The sequence below is a fragment of the Dyella terrae genome (genome assembly GCF_022394535.1).
Classification (GTDB): domain Bacteria; phylum Pseudomonadota; class Gammaproteobacteria; order Xanthomonadales; family Rhodanobacteraceae; genus Dyella.
This window is the reverse complement of the sequence record NZ_CP089414.1, coordinates 73,093-88,427: the sequence shown is the minus strand read 5'-3', so window position 1 is coordinate 88,427 and position 15,335 is coordinate 73,093. Positions and strand designations below refer to the sequence as shown.

Here is a 15,335-nt window from a genome sequence, read left to right as displayed (position 1 = left end):
CCCCCGTCGCCATGGTATTCATTCGGTCGGGGTTTTCACAGATAGCGCTCCCTTTCTGCCTCACTAGTTCTGCCCGCCCTCAAGAGGCGCCGCCGCCACGTGCACTAGTTCGTTAGATCAACCGGACGATTTTCAAAATGTATACCTTCCGATAGCTGCCCAAGGATCTATCAAATCTCCTATCAGAATGATAATATCAAATCATCTAGGAGTTTAGATAATGACTGAGGCCATTGTTGGGTACGCCCGGGTAAGCAGTGCCGGGCAATCGCTGGATGTGCAACGCGACAAGCTGAAGGGTTTTGGCTGCACTCGGATCTTTTCCGAGAAGCGGTCAGGAAGACAGGCGGACAGTCGCCCCGAGCTTCAGGCATGTCTTCAGTTCGTTCGGGATGGAGACACGCTAGTGATCAGCCGGTTAGACCGCATGGCTCGATCCATCTTGGATCTATCGAAGATCGCTGACCTACTCAAAAAGAAGGGCGTCACCCTTAAGGTCTTGGATCAGGCGATTGATACCAGTACGTCAGAGGGGATGCTGATGTTTAGTCTGCTTGGAGCTTTCGCCCAGTTCGAGAACGATATACGAGCGGAACGGCAAACTGACGGTATCGCCAAGGCCAAAGAGAAGGGGGTGACCTTTGGACGAAAGCGAGCCCTGACGCCTGAGCAGTGCAAGCGGATCAGGACGCTAAGGGAAGAAGAGAGATTCTCTGTTCCCCAGCTGGCAGAACGGTTTAACGTTGGACCGGCAACAATCTATCGAGCGCTACAAGAATCCACCTGACCACATCGTATCGTTCTCCGGCTCGCAAGTTGGTGGCTATGCTCGGGAGGTCCACTTGCGACCCGATGCGGACATAACCGGGGTGCGACGAACTGAACCGTGATGCGGAGATTCCATGGACGAGGCCCTGCTAGAAGAATCCGCGCGATATATCGTTAAGCGCAATATATCGAGCAATGTTGAAGCAGCAACGATTCAGTGGGATGCCGCCGAAGGCAAGCTCGACCTTACCTATTACACGTTGCTGACCCCGTTAGACGAGGACGAGGAATGGTGCGAAATCGCGATGACCGAGCTCATTGCAGCCTTTCCTGACGTTCGTTCCGCAGACACGCACTTGGTGAAACTGGGGTCAAACGATTCTGGAAGGTCGGACGATGAGCGGCTAGTGTTCCGTAAAAAACGCTAGCCAGGCATGTCCGCTTGCGACCCGATGCAGACATTTTGAACAGTCACAGAAAGCTAGAAGGACGTGATGCAAAAGCTGAGCTTGGCGGACGCTTGTCCCTCGATGGACTACGAGATTCACCTGACGGACGGTGAACCCTACAGAAGCAATCGCTCTCTGATCGTGAGCTTTTCTGGGCGCTACCGCGATGGCTCTGCAGGAGACCCGGATGCGGCCTTCATGAAGGGCATCATCGGTGTTGCCTCCGGTATCTGGTGGCATAAAAGCCTGGTGATCGATGTATCGAAGCTCACCTACGAGTGGGGCGACATGATTGAGGTGGCCCTTGACCCACCTGGAAGCAGGCCAATTGCGATTGTCGTCGGCCCAGGGTGCGCCGGCGCGCTAGCGACACTCTGGTTTGGCTTGGACTCTGAGAGGCAGGCCACTGAGCAAGCCGGGGTGTTCGACCACCTTGATGCGGCGCTGGCGTATCTAAGGCAAGATCGAGCGTAGGTGAAAAGGTCCGCTACCGACCCACAGCGGACATCCCAGGATGGGCATCGGGGAGTGAGAATGACTAACGTTGCGGAAGCGCTTTTCAGAAACAGGAAGCCAAATGCTACGGCTTCCTCTATAGCCGATCAGCTTGGCAAGATGGTTTGGCAGAGTGCTGACAATGGCGCCTCAATCCATAAAGAACTTGCGGACTGGATCGAGCATGGCGATGAAGAGCATGCGGCTATCGCACTCGCCTATGACGAGGCTCTCTTGTTTGGGTCACCGGAACAGATGAGTGTGGCGCTCGATCGATTGGCAGTTCGCCTTCCTGAGCTAGGCCCCGAAATCGAAGTGAAACGGGGTTGGCTCCGCGGGAATTTTTCCGGTCGCTAGGGTCCGCTTCCGATCCAAAACGGACGGTTCTGATGGAGCATCGGTGGTACCCCACTGATGGCACGATTTCTCCTTTGCCGGATCTAAGGATTAGGTATGTCTTGCAGAGCCGCTTTCGTTGGTGTCCTACTCTTGGCTTTGGCTTACACCTGTGAAGCAGGCCAGGCCGAGAAGTCCTTGACCGTGACCTTGGATGGTGATGCCCTGTTGCCCAGACACCAAGCCGTCACCAAGGACACCACCTGTGCCGAGGATGGAAAATGCGTGGACAAGAGTGCGTTGACTCTGGAGTGCCGCAACGGGGTCTCCATTCAGGCGTCCGTTGTGCAACCGCGCCAGTCCAGAGCGGCCCTGTCGAGCATGACGTACAAGGGCAAGCCCGTGTCCGACGAAACCCTACACACGATCAACCTCATTCTCAACGACCGACCCTCTACGGCCGTCGTGGATTTGGATGGGCACTGCGGTCCCTATGAAGCTCTCATCGATATCACCACCTACGCAGATGCCTACCTGAAGACCCAGCATCAGCAGGGTGCAACTATCATGGTTTCCGTTACTACCGACGGTCAGGAAAGCGTCCAGGTGGGGCCATCGCGGTGAGGCATATAGGGTGCCGATGACAATCAACTGGAAATCCGTGGGTTGGATATCAAGTGCGCTGGTCGCCGCTGCATTGGCTCTGTATGGAGCGGGTCTGTCTATGCAGCGAGACCGACAGGCTCGACTGAGGCACCTACATGGGGCGGATACATTGCTTCCCCTGGCAACAGGCTTTGGATCCGTTAACGGCCCCGGGGACCCAACCCTTCATTGCGTCCCTATGCCGACCGGCATCGGCTTGGCTCGTCAACCCACAAGCAAGGCATGGATGGATCGCCATTTCCATGGATACGCGGACTGGTCGGTCATCAGCGACCGGATGGCGCCGGACGACGACATCTATGCCTACAACAACATTCCTCATCCACCATCCGGAGTAACCATGTTTACCGGCGCTGGGGGCGGCTATGTTGTGTTGCGGGGATGGTGCCTTGTCGGGCGGTTCCATACCTGGGTCGAATAACCTTGATGTCCGCTTCCGACTGCGGTTTCATCCGGTCGTTGCAACGAATTGATGAAATCGTTCGGCCGGTGTTTCGAAGTTTAGAGTCTTTCGCGGCCTTCTGTTCAAACGCCTGGCTACGGCATTGAGTTGCGCTTGGGTAACCCCGGATAGATCCATGCCCTTGGGGAAATACTGCCGCAGAAGGCCGTTGGTGTTCTCGTTCGACCCACGCTGCCATGGGTTGTAGGGATCGCAGAAATAAACCGTGATGTCGGTGGCCAATGTGAAGCGCTGATGTTGGGCCATCTCCGACCCTCGGTCCCAGGTCAGCGATCGATACAGCTCCTGCGGAAGTTTGCGTGCGTGTTTGATCAACTTGTCGGTCACCGTCTGGCTATCCCGACTATCCACCTGCACCAGCATGACAAAGCGCGAGTGCCTCTCGACCAGCGTGGCGATCTGGCTGTTCCGGCCGCCAAACAACAGATCGCCTTCCCAATGGCCCGGTACGGCCCGGTCCTCGACCTCGGCAGGACGCTCGCGGATCGAGATCGCACCGGTAATCTGCGCATGATCAGCCGTCTTCTGCGTATGGTGTCGCGAGCGGCGCATGGCCCGGGTACGCCGCAAGTGCGCCAAAAGCTCTTTTTTCAGGGCTCCGCGCGTCTGAATGAAGAGACTGCGGTAGATCGTTTCGTGCGACACCTGACGCGCCTCATTGCCCGGATATCGATGTTTGAGCCAGCCGGCAATCTGTTCCGGCGCCCACTGTTGCTGCAGCTTAGCGGCTACCAGGCGTGCCAGGACGCGATGACGGACTAACTTACATTCCTTGGGGCGTCGGGCCCGATCCCAGGCCTGCTGGTCAGCGCGGCTAGCACGATAGTGATCCTTCCCACCGTTGCGCCGGATCTCCCGACTGATGGTCGACGGCGCCCGGTTCAATCGCGTGGCCACGGCACGGATCGATTGGCCTGCCATCAGCGCCCTGGATATCTCCTCGCGCTCGGCAAGCGTCAACACTCGGGCCGAGCGGTGGCGCACCACGGGCCGGATGCCACCGGTTTCCGACAGAATCCGGCGTACCGACGAATGGTGTCGATCGAACGACCGGGCGATCTGATGAAGTGACTCGCCACGTTGCCATCGATCCCACATCAGCCCTATCTGGGCTTCGGTGTAATAAATCTTTGGTCGCTGGGACATCTTGCAACACTCCCGCTGCTCGCGCAGTCTTTAGTGTGTTGCAACGACCGGCTGAATCCGCAACCCGAAGCAGACAGTTTCGAAATGGGAAGGGGATGCCTGGTGACCGAGTACAGATACACGCCAAACGACAGAATCGAGCAGCTTCGCGTATTGGAGCGGTCTCTAGCGGAACTCATTCCCGTCGCCGAGGCCACTCCTGCCACGATCAACCTTGTTCCCCAGTATCGAGACGCCTTGAAAAAAGCGAGAGCACTGATCGGCGGGGCCTTCAGCCAAGAAGACCTATCGAGCCTTTCGAGGTCCATTCCCGACGCGTTTCATCGTCATAAAGACTGGATGCCACCGCTCGAACAATCCGAAGATGGGAGTTGGCAAGAGCCAGACTGGTTTAGGCATCTCGATGGCAAGCTCCTGCCGGTGCTCGATATCGCTACCAAGCTTCGCGAAATCGGCTATTACTGACTTAAAGAAACCGTCCGCTTCCGACCCATAGCAGACATGCCGGAAACGATGTGATTCACGTAACGAAGGGGGCTTCGTGACAGGTTTGGTCGAGCGATTGTTGGCTGCCGTTGGGTGCTTTTTGTTGTGGGCATCGCGGTTCGGGGTTTATGGGGATGCATCAAGCCGGAGCTTTAGAGCTGCCTGTTGGACGGCGACCTACCTGACGCTGTTGCTCTACACAATGGCGAGTGCCATTACGTTTTATAGCGTAGGACTGAACTTTGCGGGGTGGGTCGATAGCCTCGGGCTCTGTCCTGGGCAGGAGAGTGGAGCCTGCGCTGGGGTGGCCATCGTCGAGTTCCTCCTCTTCGTCGTACCCACTTTCCTTCTTTCTATGTCCGTCAGGCGCCGCTATATGCCTCTGGTCGGAGCAAGGGCGCGTGGAGTGGAGTACTGGCTTTATCTGCTCATGGGCATGGGCCTATTGCCAATGATCGTGGCATTGTTTTGGCGACCGGCCGCGACAGCTTCACTCGTCGTGCAGTTGAGTCTTTGGGCTTTTCTTCTTCGGTCTGCAGGGCAGCTTGCGCTTAAACCAAAGGGTGCTCACTGATGCAAAGCCACAAAGGAGTGGATCGTTGTGGCGGACAAGCTAATGTCGGCTTCCTGCTAAACGCCAATGAGCTGCACACCAAACGCCAAGCGCACTGCACGCCGACGCCAGACAGCATGCACACGTACACCAAGTTCATTGCGCAAGCGCGCCAGTCTGCACGGCAACGGCTGCCTGATCAGAGTCGGCATCTGTCGATGAATGTCCCCGTCTCAGTTTTCGCTGGGACTCGCCCTTCAAAGTCAGATTGAGGCTGCTATGAATCAGTTGATCCCAAATGGCGTCGGCAATGGCCGGAGCCTTGATAAAGGCTTGCCAGCCTTTGATGGGCAGCTGATCGGCCATGGTGGTCGATCAGCTGCCCACGCGGTCACCCAGAAACTCAAGCAAGTCCGGTCGACCGCATGTTGTTAGCGGATCTAGGCCAAAGTCGCCCAGGATCAACAACCGCAGCTTAGTCAGGCGGACGTTCTTGGCATCTTTTGCTGCCAGAGCACTGGTGTCGCGTTTAGTGAAACGGTTCACCGCATACAGGGCACGGTTCACCGCATAAGACTGGTTCGCGCTGGGTACGGCTGGCTTAATGGCAACACTTTCCTTCGAGGAGTTGCCTGTGAAGCTTGCGCTGCCTGCTCTGATGTTCTTCATCTCGCCTGCCATGCCATTGCATGCAGCAGAGGTTCCGCTCGATGCGCGGGCATCGGCACGCGCGGAGGTGCAGCAGTTGGTGGAGCGTTTCAGGCACGCCATCCTCATGAAGGATGGCGAAGCCATGCGAGGAATGTTCCTGCCCGGTGGATCCTGGTTCCAGGGACTGGGTGAAACGTCGCTGGCCGCTGTGCGCGCAAAGAAGCCCGAAGCCTGGCGGTTCAATTCCGGCAGCTATGAGAAGTTCGCCAAATTCGTAGGAACTAGCCCAGCGGCGATCGAGGAGACTTTTGATAACGTCCGCATCGAAACGGATGGTACCGTGGGTACAGTCTGTTTCGACTACCGGTTCATCGCGGATGGCAAGCAGACAAACCACGGGATGGAGACTTGGCAGGTCGTTCGCGAGAGCGATGGCTGGAAGATCAGCGCCATGTTGTATTCGGTCATCATGGATGACGTCCGCTAACGAACCCTATACGTTTTGCCGCTCCGTCGCGCGGATGCAGCGTCCACAGAGATCCAGATGACACGCCTTTCCTCACCCAGGCTGGGCAACGGCCTGCCGTTGCGGGTTTCGCTGCTGGCTTCGCTGCCCATTGCACTATGTATGGCGGTGATGGCGCTGCCCGAGCTTGGCCGGGCCTACGCCGGTGTCTACCGGGCGTTTTATGCCGCCTGTTTCCTGTGCTGGGTCGTGCCACTCAGCCTGCTGCAACGCGACCTGTGGCGTCGCGACGTGTCGGTGCGCGTCAGCGTGCCCCTACTGTTGCTGGCGACCTATGTGCCATCCGTCATCAACAATACCGCGGCCCAGGCTGCTGCGGTGCATTGGCAACTGGTGAGCCACTTTGAGGTTCGCCGCATCTTCGCGGGGCTGGATGGCTGCTGGTTGGCGCTCATTGCCTTCTGCGCCGCCCACGCGTTGTTGCAGCACTACGACGCCCTGCAGCTGGCCCGTCGTCGCGAGGCCGAGGCAGTCGCTCTGGCGCGCGAGGCTGAGCTACGCGCGCTGCAGTACCAGCTGCATCCCCATTTTCTGTTCAATACGCTCAACAGTATTTCGTCGCTGGTCGTTGGCGGGCGGGGCGAAGAGGCCACCCACATGATTGCCCGCCTCGGTGACTTGCTGCGAGCCACGCTGGAACGCAGCGATCAGCGCGAGGTGACATTGGCCGAAGAGTTGTCGCTGACCGAGCATTACCTGGACATCGAAAAAGCCCGGCTCGGTTCCCGCCTGCATGTCACGCTGCGCGTGGGTGCCGGACTGTTGCAGGCGCTGCTGCCGCCGCTGCTGCTCCAGCCGTTGGTCGAGAATGCGATCCGTCACGGGATAACATTGCGTCCGGAAGGCGGCGAGTTGCGGCTCCACATGGAGAGGGATGAGGGAGCGTTGGTCATCGAGCTGCACAACGACGGCATGTCCAAAGTCATGACTGCCCGGGCGGAGCCATCGACGACCATTGGCCTCGCCAACGTCAAGCAGCGCCTGCAGACGCTCTACCCCGGACGTCACCAGGTGACGTTTGCGATGGATGATGACGGGGCATGCACGGTTCGCCTAGCGATACCGCTACGACTGGCCACTCGGAACGTGCCTTCAGAGGCCTCCGACACATGATTCGAGTGGTGGTTGTGGACGATGAGTCGTTGGCTCGGGAGGGCGTGCGCGCGAGGCTCGCCGCGCACGCCGATCTGCACTGGGTGGGCGAGGCCGGTGACGGAGATGAGGCTCTGCGGGTGATGGAAGCCTTGAAGCCAGATCTGGTGTTCATGGACGTGCAGATGCCGGGCATCTGCGGCATCGATGTATTGCGTCATATGGAGCCTGACCGTCGTCCGCTTGCGATCCTGCTGACGGCCTACGAGCAGTTCGCAGTGGATGCATTCGCGCTGCACGCGTTGGATTACCTACTCAAACCGATCGACGATCAGCGTTTTCGCGAGGCACTGGATCGCGCACGGACTGCCATGCGTCATCGAGGGCATGCGGAGTCAGCGCAGGGAGAATACGAGTGGACCGAGCGGCTTTCCGTGCGCGTCGGGCTGCGCACAGTAATCGTTGAGGCCAGCGACATCGACTGGATCGAAGCCAGTGGCGACTATGCAGGGATGCATGTGGGGCAACAGGTGCATCTGTTGCGCGAGCCGCTTCATAAATTGAGTCTACGCCTGAGACCCACAGCAGTTTCTGCGCATTCATCGTTCGACCATCGTGCGACTTGACCGCGTCGCCGAGCTGGAGGTACTGCCAAACCGTGACTGCATGCTACGCCTCAAGGACGGCACGCCATTGCGCACAAGTCGTACCTACATTGATCAATTGCGGGCCGCGCTGGCGGCTCGCTGACTTTCACTCATCCGACGCCCTTTCATGCGCATTCCCGGTCTCGATCTGCTTCGCACTCTCGCCATCGTGTGGGTGATGCTGTTCCACTCCTACCTGGTTGGTGGCCTCGGCGACCATCTGGCCGGTGCGGAGTGGTATGGCTGGATGGGCGTGGACTTGTTCTTCGTGTTGAGCGGCTTCCTGATCGGTACGCAGGTGCTGCGCCCCATCGCGGCTGGCGGGGCGCTGGATCTCTGCGACTTCTACCGCCGCCGGGCGTTTCGCATCCTTCCCGTGTTCTTCGTGGTGCTTGCCTTGTATGCACTATGGCCGGCCTGGCGTGAAACCCCTGGTATGCAGCCCCTCTGGCAGTTCTCCACGTTCACCTTCAACCTGCTGTTCGATCAGCAGGAGAACTATGCTTTTTCGCATGCCTGGTCGCTGTGCGTTGAAGAGCATTTCTACCTGTTGTTTCCCTTCGCCGCGCTATGGATGCTGCGCAAGCCGTCGGCAGCCCGCTTTGGCGTGTTATGCGGCGCTATCGTGTTCGGCGGCATGGCCCTGCGCGCCTGGCTCTGGCTGCACTACTACCAGCCGGCCGTCGCCCGGGACGACGAACCGTCGGGCCTAATGTTCCTGCGCTATATCTACTACCCCACATATTCGCGGCTGGACGGCTTGCTCGCTGGCGTGGCGCTCGCGGCCTGCGCTGTGTTCCGCCCAACGTGGCTGGCTCGCGTGCACCGTTTCGGCAACCTTGTCCTCCTGCTGGGGCTGGCATTGCTCGCCACGTCCATCGCGCTATTCACGCGGCGCCTTGGCTTTGTCGCCACGGTTATGGGATATCCGCTGCTGTCCCTGGCGCTCGTGGCTATTGTGGCTGCCGCCAGCGGCGGTACGTCGTGGCTCGCCCGCGTGCATGTTCCTGGCGCGGGTTGGCTGGCCGGCATCTCATACAGCATGTACTTGAGCCACAAGGGCATCTTTCATCTGGTGGAAGGCGCCTGGGCGAATCGGCTTCAACAACATGGTCTTGTACTGTTCGCCGTGTATGTCGTCGCGACGGTGGCCGGGGGTGCGTCGCTACACGGTTTTGTCGAGCGCCCATTCCTTCGTTGGCGCGACCGGGGTACGCGACGACGCACACAAGTCCGGCGGGAGGCAGATGTGCTGGGCTAGATGGTCGCAAGTCCGGCTTCGTCGTAGGCGATGTAAAAGCTGAGCGGAGTGGTCATCAAAGTGTCCGCCTTCACAATCCAAAGCAGATCTTCCGGAAGGGCCCAAGTTAGGCAACGGAAGCAAGGTGCTCGGCACCAGCATGTTGATCAAACCGTGCTGGAATGCTGTTCCACCATAAAATGAATCCGCGTCAATAACGCTGTTGGGCAGATCAATAGCAGCAACCTGCATGCTGGCCTAATCGTGCAGGCTGGTGCTCATGTGCAGAGTCTTTGGCGTTGGTGCGCAGTTTGTCTGGCGCCACTGTGCAATGTTTCTAGTGTCAGTGTGCAATTGCTTGGCGTTTTCCAGCTTCCGACCCAATGCGGCAATTCTTCACGGAAGACTCATGGAAACTACTTTGGTTCTTTTCGCACTGACGAAACGAGGCGTGGCGGAACTGTTCGACGTGGCCCGGGGTGGAAAGGCGGCGATCTGGGTGAATCAAGGCCTGTTGGAGGCGACGGATCTCTCGCGCCTTCGCGCGGAAGGCTTCGATCTAACCGACTTTGCGAATTGGGGTTGATCCCGCTAACGAATCCGCAATTCAAGACGCCGTTGAGACCATCGGGGAGCATCATCCCGACATGGTTTTGTACATTGAGCGGAGCTAGCTGAAAGGTCCGCTTGCGACCCATTGCAGACCTAAGGGGAACCAATGAGTGATGAGCGAAAGCCTGTGTGGATCGCCTTTCCGACGATTCCTTGGGGGAGTATTGGATGGCGGATGGGGCATGGAGAGGAGTACTGGCTCGCATGGGTCCCTTGGTTCAAAGAACTAAGCGCTGCCGCCCGTGAGCAATACAAGCAGGCATGGCCCGAGCCTGAAGGCTGGCTGGGGTTCTACGCAATGATCGAAACTGGCGCAATGCCGCCCTGGTTTGTCGAACGCCAGAGACGCTTGGTGGAAGCAGCAATTCCACCTTCCGCCGACGAAGAAGTTGTTTCTGACTACTACCGGATACTTTGGCTAGTTCGACAGCATATGAAGAGGGGCGGCTCTGACCAGTTGAAACCTGACGAGGCGTTCGCTGAGTTCTATGACTCACCCGACGGGAGTCGGTGGCGTTTGTCCGCTCTTTTGAAAGGCGGTATGAGCATGCGTCGCCTCGTCAGTTAAGGTCCGCCGCCCGAATCGGACGTTGCCGGCAGAGCGAAGCACTCAGTAGATTGCAGCCATTAGGGGTTTATGGGGGACACGATGGACACATTGGACACGCTGCCTACTGCCTCAGAGCTCATGACGAGAGCTGATGCGTACAGAGCGATGCTGCATCTCATCAAGTACTACTACCGATTCGGCCACGAATATCGAATCGGGGCGATGCTCGGGGACCTTTCACCCGGGATTTGGGAGAACGGCATGCCGGGTGACCCCGGAGCTTGGGAGCTATGGCTCGATGCAATCGCTGGCAAACTTCCGCAACCGGATTAAGCATCGACAATGTCCGTTACCGACCCGGAGCCGACCTTTCCGCTCGTTGAGTGGATAGAACAGTTGATAGGGACATCATTTACTTGAAGCCAAGCCCCCACATCCCGAGCCTCTGGCAAGAACTCGCCGCCATCCTCATGCGTAAACCGCGGCCCAGCGCTCTAGTTGCTGCGGGCTACCCGGCAGGCAAATTCTTTTCGGTCGCCAATGGTCCGTTAACCAGCATTCTTGTGCCGATCGTGCTCATTGGGCTTATCGGCGATGTTCCGCTGTCCTTCATCGTTGTGGCCTTGTCCCGCGCGAACCATCCAATGATCATTCATGCTGTCATCGCCGCGACTTATCTGTTGAGTCTTGGTTGGGCGGTGGCTGTTCGAAGCACGCTGCGATCCATGCCCCATGTGGTCAGTAGTGATGCCCTTTGGATTGGTGGATGTGTTCGTATTTCAGGGGTTATTCCAAAGAGCGCCATCGCAAGATCCTTACACTTGCGGGTCTCCCGATCCGCATGGATGAGCGAACAAGGAATAAGTCGTCGCGATGTTCTTCTGGCAAGTGGGTTTGACCCACCAAACGTTGCTGTGGAGTTAAAGGACGACGTGTCCGGAGTGGTGAGAATAGGCAACCGACGAGCGCGCATGCCTGCGCGTCGGTGGGTACTCCTTTACGCCGACAGCCCAGTCGGATTGGTGGAGGCTACGCGGGCCCCAGAGACGAATTCATCAGAGTCACTAGCCGTGATGGCAGGTAGTTGGTGATAGATCGACATGTCTACTTCCGACCGGTAGCGGACGCAGCTAGCTGAAGGATCGAGGGCCTATGGCCGGACCAGATTATCTAGTGGCACATGCCTGCTTCGGATGCTGCAAGAGCTTTAAGACCCGACCGCGCATCGAGGGAGGTGCCAGATGTCCGCAATGTGGGGGACAGCTTTACATCATGGGGCGATCATTTCGCGCACCAAAGAAGCGGGACAAGGAGCAGTGGGAGAAGGTGCGCCGTCTCCATCGGGCAGGTTTTCGGTTCTTCAGTTACCGGAGCACATCAGGCCCAGCATTACCTTCAAGGCTCGCGGACGTTGACGCGTTCATAGCCGAGAACCCGTCGCATCCATTGCGTATAGCGACAGCTTGGTAAATCGTAAGGTCTGCTTGCGACCCATAACGGACCTAAGCACTAAGGGGAACTGTAAGCAATGGTCTGATCGTGCGTGCCGTGGCGTTACCCCTGTTCGCAGCAAGTAGTGCAGACCTTCCCGAGGAGGAGATCAGCTTGAAAACACCTGACAAATTCGCGGAAGCAATGAAGGAAAGGGGAGCACTTTCTCCTGGCAACATCAATGGTTCCCACGCCGCCCCTGACACGGGGAGCAAACATTACAACCCGCTCCCCCAAACGCGTCTGTTGAACACTCTGGCGCTCCTGGTCTGTGGAGGCGTGGCGATGTGGGGGGCGTGGCAGGGTCTGGGCAATCACCATCCGCTGCTGGCCGGCGTCTCAGCATTAGGCGCGGCGGTCGCCGTCGCCGGCTTAGCGTATGTGGCGACGGTCCGCGTTGTTATTGATAACCGAGCGCTTGTGCGCACTTGGCTCGTCGGCCGACGGGTGATCGTGTTGGAGGACATCGCGCAGCTGGGCCTCGTCCAGTATAAGGGCACGGTGTCGCTGATCATTCAGAGAAGTCGGTGGCGCCAGCTGTCGCTCAGTAGTGACACGTTCGACTGGCAAGACGTGCGCTGTATGCACCGCGACATCCTGCTGGCCCTGGGCCTGGTCACCGAGCCGATGTGGCCGACGGCACCGCGCTGGCTGGGCATGCTGGACGTGGCCGCGGTGCTGAGTTACCGGCGCTTTCAGGCGGAGATGTTGGCGGGCCAGCTCTGCGCTAACGAAGTCCAAGAAGGGACACGGCCATGACTTTCCGGCCGAAAAATGCGGCCAGTTGGTCTGGATCGAACTCGTCACCCATATCGGGTCAAACATATCAGCCGCCTGGGCTCGGGGCGCTGTTTGCCTCAGACGTTGAGCGTCTGCTTAGGTCCGCCTCCGACCCATAGCAGACCTTTCAGAGACGAGCTTGAACTATCCCGCCAAGCTATCCGGTAAGCAGTTTGAAAGGCCCGGGGCGCAACGTCTCGTTGCGTAGACGGGAAAGCGGCGATGGGCATGAGTTTGACGAGAGACCAACTGTTAGAGCGGTTTGTGCAGCTCGATGCCGAGCTGATTAAGCTGAAAACGGAAGGGCAGGCTGAAGAAGTACTTTGGGAGGCATTCGAACGCCTAGCCCAAGTGCCATCGTCAGCAGTGGATCATCGGGATCGTGTTTGGTGGTGGGAGCAGGTTTACGCGACGATGGAGCGCCACGGCTTGACCGAACTCAGTCGAGGGCATTTGCAGCACGACTTTCCTTGAGTCGCATGCACTTGCGAATACGACTCTCCCGTGCCAGTTTGGCGATCAAAGGGGGATCGATGTTGCTGGAAGTGCTAGCCAATGGAGTGGCCGTTGTTGCTGTGCTGTTTTTGGCGCGCCGTGGTGCCATCGATAACAGCCGGTTGCAGTCCCGCCGGGCGCGGCGAGGATAGCTTTTGACAGCGCTCCACTCTTAAGCACAAGCCCAGTGCATCAATTAGCCCCGAGCGGTCTAGCGGGGCTCTTCTTTGTTAAGGGGGAGCCAAGGTCCTCTCCCGACCCATTATAGGTATTCCGTTCCGCCTTCCATGACACTGGGCGTCGCCGGCAGATCGCCGCCGGTGTGGGCGGGACTTGCACCGGCCAGCTACGAACATTCCGACCCAAAGTGGACCTTGCCGTCTACATTGCTCTCGCAAATTCAGCCTAGTAGCCGTCTCAACGATGGCATAAAAAAGGAAACAATCCAAAAGCCAAAGTTGTATCGGGCGCAGGTCAAATGGTCGTCGAATTTCTTACCGGCCAAATTCGTCGGTCGCGACAATTCTTCCGTCTACAGATGCTTCCCAACGATAGTTGCCATGAGCCATGGGGCCATACAGCCCGAAGCTCTGTGGGAAACTGACCTCGGCCACTCCGCCCTGCCCTGATTTGGCCTTCGCAACGCTGGTACTGCCATCCGGCTTGGTGACCTTGAAGGTAGCTTCGAACGGCGCGCCTTCGCTCTTGTCACGCACCCACAGCTTGGTTTCGGTCTCCGTGGATTCCTGCCAGTTTCGTTCTTTGGCCGTTGCTAGGGTGGACATCAACACTAAGGTGAGGCCCAGCGAAACCAGTACAGCCTTAGTCATGGGGCTATGCTCCAAAGGTAATGGGAACACGAATGTGACCTTGAGTAGGTAGTCCATTCTCTTTGCAGGTCACAGGAGAGAAATGCCAAGTGCCGGCTGTGGCAAGCGCCGACTGGTCCAGTTCCGGATATCCGCTACTGCCATATACCTTTACTGCGTTCGGCGTCCCGTCCGGGTTTACAACAATGTCGAGCACCGTCGTACCTGCGTGGTGCTGCTTTCGGGCGGTCGCTGGATACGGGGGAACGGGCCGGTAGCGATAAGTGAAGGTCGACGTACAGTGGCCGCTTTGCAGGCTCTCCTGCGAATCAGCGAGCGCTTGCTGACCGATCAACCATGCTCCCATAGCAATGCTTATTAGAAATGCCCTGCGATTGACCCAGCAAGTCATAGGGGAACCACTGTGATGAGCTTGTCTTTCTCCAGATCCGCCTTGTTTTTCATGAGCGAATCCCACGTAAAGATGTCTCCGTTGTCCGAGCACTCGGCATACTTCGCCGATTCCTGAAGGATCAGGGACACTACCCGCTCTTCGCCCGGACCAAGCGTTTCACCACTCAGTGATCGAATCGACATGGCTGAGCCAATCAGTCGTCCATGATCATCGAACGAAACACATTGCGCCCGAGGTCTACTGGGTTCATCCGCCCAGTTCTTTGCCACACACTTATAGCCCATGGTGTGGTCGCCATAACTCTCCACGTACTCGCAAGAGGTCAAGCGGACCATGCCGATTGAGGTCACATGGTCTGCGCCGGAATGACCAAATGCAGTACCAATAAAATGCACAACACCCCATCCAATCAGGGCGCCCCCGATCGTTCTTACCCATACCTTCTTCGAGTCGGCTTTCTTGGCTTCTTCAGTCATGTCAGTGATGTGATTGAGTGAGTGTTGATCCATTGCCGGAATGGCAGCGGTCATGGGAAGAGTTGAAAATGGGCTAGCCGAATAGGATGACTTCTGAGGTTCGCCGGCATTTGGGGCAATGGAAGGCGCCGCGAGTTAGCATCGAGTGGGGTGCTGGCTTGGCAGAAGCATGGGAACCGGGCTCTACAA

The 15,335-nt window shown here is 58.0% G+C and carries 22 protein-coding genes; 16 read left to right on the top strand and 6 right to left on the bottom strand.

Features of this window, described 5'->3' with window-relative positions:
- Window positions 1-220: 220 nt before the first annotated feature.
- The 6 genes from DYST_RS00405 (at window position 221) to DYST_RS00380 (ending at window position 3,135) form a co-directional block, all read left to right on the top strand.
- Window positions 221-787, top strand: coding sequence for a recombinase family protein (locus tag DYST_RS00405; protein WP_239949190.1), 567 nt, complete (start codon window positions 221-223; stop codon window positions 785-787).
- Between the two features lie 115 nt (window positions 788-902).
- Window positions 903-1,196, top strand: coding sequence for a hypothetical protein (locus tag DYST_RS00400; RefSeq protein WP_239949188.1), 294 nt, complete (start codon window positions 903-905; stop codon window positions 1,194-1,196).
- A gap of 66 nt (window positions 1,197-1,262) precedes the next feature.
- The gene (locus DYST_RS00395) at window positions 1,263-1,691 is read left to right on the top strand and encodes a hypothetical protein (RefSeq protein WP_239949187.1); all 429 of its coding nucleotides are present in this window, start codon (window positions 1,263-1,265) and stop codon (window positions 1,689-1,691) included.
- A gap of 60 nt (window positions 1,692-1,751) precedes the next feature.
- Window positions 1,752-2,069, top strand: coding sequence for a hypothetical protein (locus tag DYST_RS00390; RefSeq protein ID WP_239949185.1), 318 nt, complete (start codon window positions 1,752-1,754; stop codon window positions 2,067-2,069).
- A gap of 132 nt (window positions 2,070-2,201) precedes the next feature.
- On the top strand, window positions 2,202-2,672 hold the full coding sequence (locus DYST_RS00385) for a hypothetical protein (RefSeq protein WP_239949183.1): 471 nt from the start codon (window positions 2,202-2,204) through the stop codon (window positions 2,670-2,672).
- 220 nt (window positions 2,673-2,892) lie between these two features.
- Window positions 2,893-3,135 (top strand): hypothetical protein, encoded by a 243-nt coding sequence (locus tag DYST_RS00380; RefSeq protein ID WP_239949181.1) that lies wholly within the window; start codon window positions 2,893-2,895, stop codon window positions 3,133-3,135.
- A gap of 27 nt (window positions 3,136-3,162) precedes the next feature.
- Here DYST_RS00380 and DYST_RS00375 read toward each other — a convergent pair whose 3' ends face one another.
- Window positions 3,163-4,323 (bottom strand): IS30 family transposase, encoded by a 1,161-nt coding sequence (locus tag DYST_RS00375; RefSeq protein WP_239949179.1) that lies wholly within the window; start codon window positions 4,321-4,323, stop codon window positions 3,163-3,165.
- 102 nt (window positions 4,324-4,425) lie between these two features.
- On the opposite strand from DYST_RS00375, the gene DYST_RS00370 reads away from it, so the two are divergent.
- Complete coding sequence (locus tag DYST_RS00370; protein ID WP_239949177.1) at window positions 4,426-4,788, top strand: hypothetical protein; 363 nt, start codon at window positions 4,426-4,428, stop codon at window positions 4,786-4,788.
- Between the two features lie 730 nt (window positions 4,789-5,518).
- Here DYST_RS00370 and DYST_RS00365 read toward each other — a convergent pair.
- Both DYST_RS00365 and DYST_RS00360 read right to left on the bottom strand, forming a co-directional pair.
- Complete coding sequence (locus tag DYST_RS00365) at window positions 5,519-5,728, bottom strand: ATP-binding protein (RefSeq protein ID WP_239949176.1); 210 nt, start codon at window positions 5,726-5,728, stop codon at window positions 5,519-5,521.
- A gap of 9 nt (window positions 5,729-5,737) precedes the next feature.
- Window positions 5,738-6,031 carry an ATP-binding protein gene (locus DYST_RS00360; RefSeq protein ID WP_239949174.1) on the bottom strand — a complete coding sequence of 98 codons (294 nt, stop codon included), beginning with the start codon at window positions 6,029-6,031 and terminating at the stop codon, window positions 5,738-5,740.
- Here DYST_RS00360 and DYST_RS00355 point away from each other — a divergent pair.
- From DYST_RS00355 to DYST_RS00320, 9 genes are all read left to right on the top strand, one after another.
- Complete coding sequence (locus DYST_RS00355; RefSeq protein WP_239949172.1) at window positions 5,997-6,500, top strand: nuclear transport factor 2 family protein; 504 nt, start codon at window positions 5,997-5,999, stop codon at window positions 6,498-6,500. The genes DYST_RS00360 and DYST_RS00355 overlap by 35 nt on opposite strands.
- A 57-nt stretch (window positions 6,501-6,557) precedes the next feature.
- Window positions 6,558-7,652, top strand: a complete 1,095-nt coding sequence (locus DYST_RS00350) for a sensor histidine kinase (protein WP_239949170.1) — start codon at window positions 6,558-6,560, stop codon at window positions 7,650-7,652.
- A 14-nt stretch (window positions 7,653-7,666) separates the two neighbouring features.
- A complete protein-coding gene (locus DYST_RS00345; protein ID WP_239949168.1) occupies window positions 7,667-8,257 on the top strand; it encodes a LytR/AlgR family response regulator transcription factor in 591 nt (196 codons plus the stop codon).
- Window positions 8,247-8,381: a hypothetical protein gene (locus DYST_RS24240; RefSeq protein WP_428993945.1), complete on the top strand. Its 135-nt coding sequence runs from the start codon at window positions 8,247-8,249 to the stop codon at window positions 8,379-8,381. The genes DYST_RS00345 and DYST_RS24240 overlap by 11 nt, the downstream gene beginning before the upstream one ends.
- A 24-nt stretch (window positions 8,382-8,405) precedes the next feature.
- On the top strand, window positions 8,406-9,539 hold the full coding sequence (locus DYST_RS00340; protein WP_239949165.1) for an acyltransferase family protein: 1,134 nt from the start codon (window positions 8,406-8,408) through the stop codon (window positions 9,537-9,539).
- 388 nt (window positions 9,540-9,927) lie between these two features.
- Window positions 9,928-10,104 (top strand): hypothetical protein, encoded by a 177-nt coding sequence (locus tag DYST_RS00335; RefSeq protein ID WP_239949163.1) that lies wholly within the window; start codon window positions 9,928-9,930, stop codon window positions 10,102-10,104.
- A gap of 132 nt (window positions 10,105-10,236) precedes the next feature.
- Window positions 10,237-10,698 carry a hypothetical protein gene (locus DYST_RS00330; RefSeq protein ID WP_239949161.1) on the top strand — a complete coding sequence of 154 codons (462 nt, stop codon included), beginning with the start codon at window positions 10,237-10,239 and terminating at the stop codon, window positions 10,696-10,698.
- Between the two features lie 1,587 nt (window positions 10,699-12,285).
- On the top strand, window positions 12,286-12,930 hold the full coding sequence (locus DYST_RS00325; RefSeq protein ID WP_239949160.1) for a hypothetical protein: 645 nt from the start codon (window positions 12,286-12,288) through the stop codon (window positions 12,928-12,930).
- A gap of 249 nt (window positions 12,931-13,179) precedes the next feature.
- On the top strand, window positions 13,180-13,425 hold the full coding sequence (locus tag DYST_RS00320) for a hypothetical protein (protein ID WP_239949158.1): 246 nt from the start codon (window positions 13,180-13,182) through the stop codon (window positions 13,423-13,425).
- A 515-nt stretch (window positions 13,426-13,940) separates the two neighbouring features.
- Here the strand turns inward: DYST_RS00320 and DYST_RS00315 are convergent.
- From DYST_RS00315 to DYST_RS00310, 3 genes are read right to left on the bottom strand one after another with little or no spacing between them, the layout of a single operon-like run.
- On the bottom strand, window positions 13,941-14,276 hold the full coding sequence (locus DYST_RS00315) for a hypothetical protein (RefSeq protein ID WP_239949157.1): 336 nt from the start codon (window positions 14,274-14,276) through the stop codon (window positions 13,941-13,943).
- 4 nt (window positions 14,277-14,280) lie between these two features.
- Window positions 14,281-14,622: an energy transducer TonB gene (locus DYST_RS24235; protein WP_428993944.1), complete on the bottom strand. Its 342-nt coding sequence runs from the start codon at window positions 14,620-14,622 to the stop codon at window positions 14,281-14,283.
- A gap of 41 nt (window positions 14,623-14,663) precedes the next feature.
- Window positions 14,664-15,200 carry a hypothetical protein gene (locus tag DYST_RS00310; RefSeq protein WP_239949155.1) on the bottom strand — a complete coding sequence of 179 codons (537 nt, stop codon included), beginning with the start codon at window positions 15,198-15,200 and terminating at the stop codon, window positions 14,664-14,666.
- Window positions 15,201-15,335 lie beyond the last annotated feature (135 nt).

What these genes read in the sequence shown, in the direction of transcription:
- DYST_RS00405 (WP_239949190.1), top strand. Translation starts at nt 221, where the DNA reads ATGACTGAGGCCATTGTTGGGTACGCCCGGGTAAGCAGTGCCGGGCAA.
- DYST_RS00400 (WP_239949188.1), top strand. Translation starts at nt 903, where the DNA reads ATGGACGAGGCCCTGCTAGAAGAATCCGCGCGATATATCGTTAAGCGC.
- DYST_RS00395 (WP_239949187.1), top strand. Translation starts at nt 1,263, where the DNA reads ATGCAAAAGCTGAGCTTGGCGGACGCTTGTCCCTCGATGGACTACGAG.
- DYST_RS00390 (WP_239949185.1), top strand. Translation starts at nt 1,752, where the DNA reads ATGACTAACGTTGCGGAAGCGCTTTTCAGAAACAGGAAGCCAAATGCT.
- DYST_RS00380 (WP_239949181.1), top strand. Translation starts at nt 2,893, where the DNA reads ATGCCGACCGGCATCGGCTTGGCTCGTCAACCCACAAGCAAGGCATGG.
- DYST_RS00375 (WP_239949179.1), bottom strand. Translation starts at nt 4,323, where the DNA reads ATGTCCCAGCGACCAAAGATTTATTACACCGAAGCCCAGATAGGGCTG.
- DYST_RS00365 (WP_239949176.1), bottom strand. Translation starts at nt 5,728, where the DNA reads ATGGCCGATCAGCTGCCCATCAAAGGCTGGCAAGCCTTTATCAAGGCT.
- DYST_RS00360 (WP_239949174.1), bottom strand. Translation starts at nt 6,031, where the DNA reads ATGAAGAACATCAGAGCAGGCAGCGCAAGCTTCACAGGCAACTCCTCG.
- DYST_RS00350 (WP_239949170.1), top strand. Translation starts at nt 6,558, where the DNA reads ATGACACGCCTTTCCTCACCCAGGCTGGGCAACGGCCTGCCGTTGCGG.
- DYST_RS00340 (WP_239949165.1), top strand. Translation starts at nt 8,406, where the DNA reads ATGCGCATTCCCGGTCTCGATCTGCTTCGCACTCTCGCCATCGTGTGG.
- DYST_RS00335 (WP_239949163.1), top strand. Translation starts at nt 9,928, where the DNA reads ATGGAAACTACTTTGGTTCTTTTCGCACTGACGAAACGAGGCGTGGCG.
- DYST_RS00330 (WP_239949161.1), top strand. Translation starts at nt 10,237, where the DNA reads ATGAGTGATGAGCGAAAGCCTGTGTGGATCGCCTTTCCGACGATTCCT.
- DYST_RS00320 (WP_239949158.1), top strand. Translation starts at nt 13,180, where the DNA reads ATGAGTTTGACGAGAGACCAACTGTTAGAGCGGTTTGTGCAGCTCGAT.
- DYST_RS00315 (WP_239949157.1), bottom strand. Translation starts at nt 14,276, where the DNA reads ATGACTAAGGCTGTACTGGTTTCGCTGGGCCTCACCTTAGTGTTGATG.
- DYST_RS24235 (WP_428993944.1), bottom strand. Translation starts at nt 14,622, where the DNA reads ATGGGAGCATGGTTGATCGGTCAGCAAGCGCTCGCTGATTCGCAGGAG.
- DYST_RS00310 (WP_239949155.1), bottom strand. Translation starts at nt 15,200, where the DNA reads ATGACCGCTGCCATTCCGGCAATGGATCAACACTCACTCAATCACATC.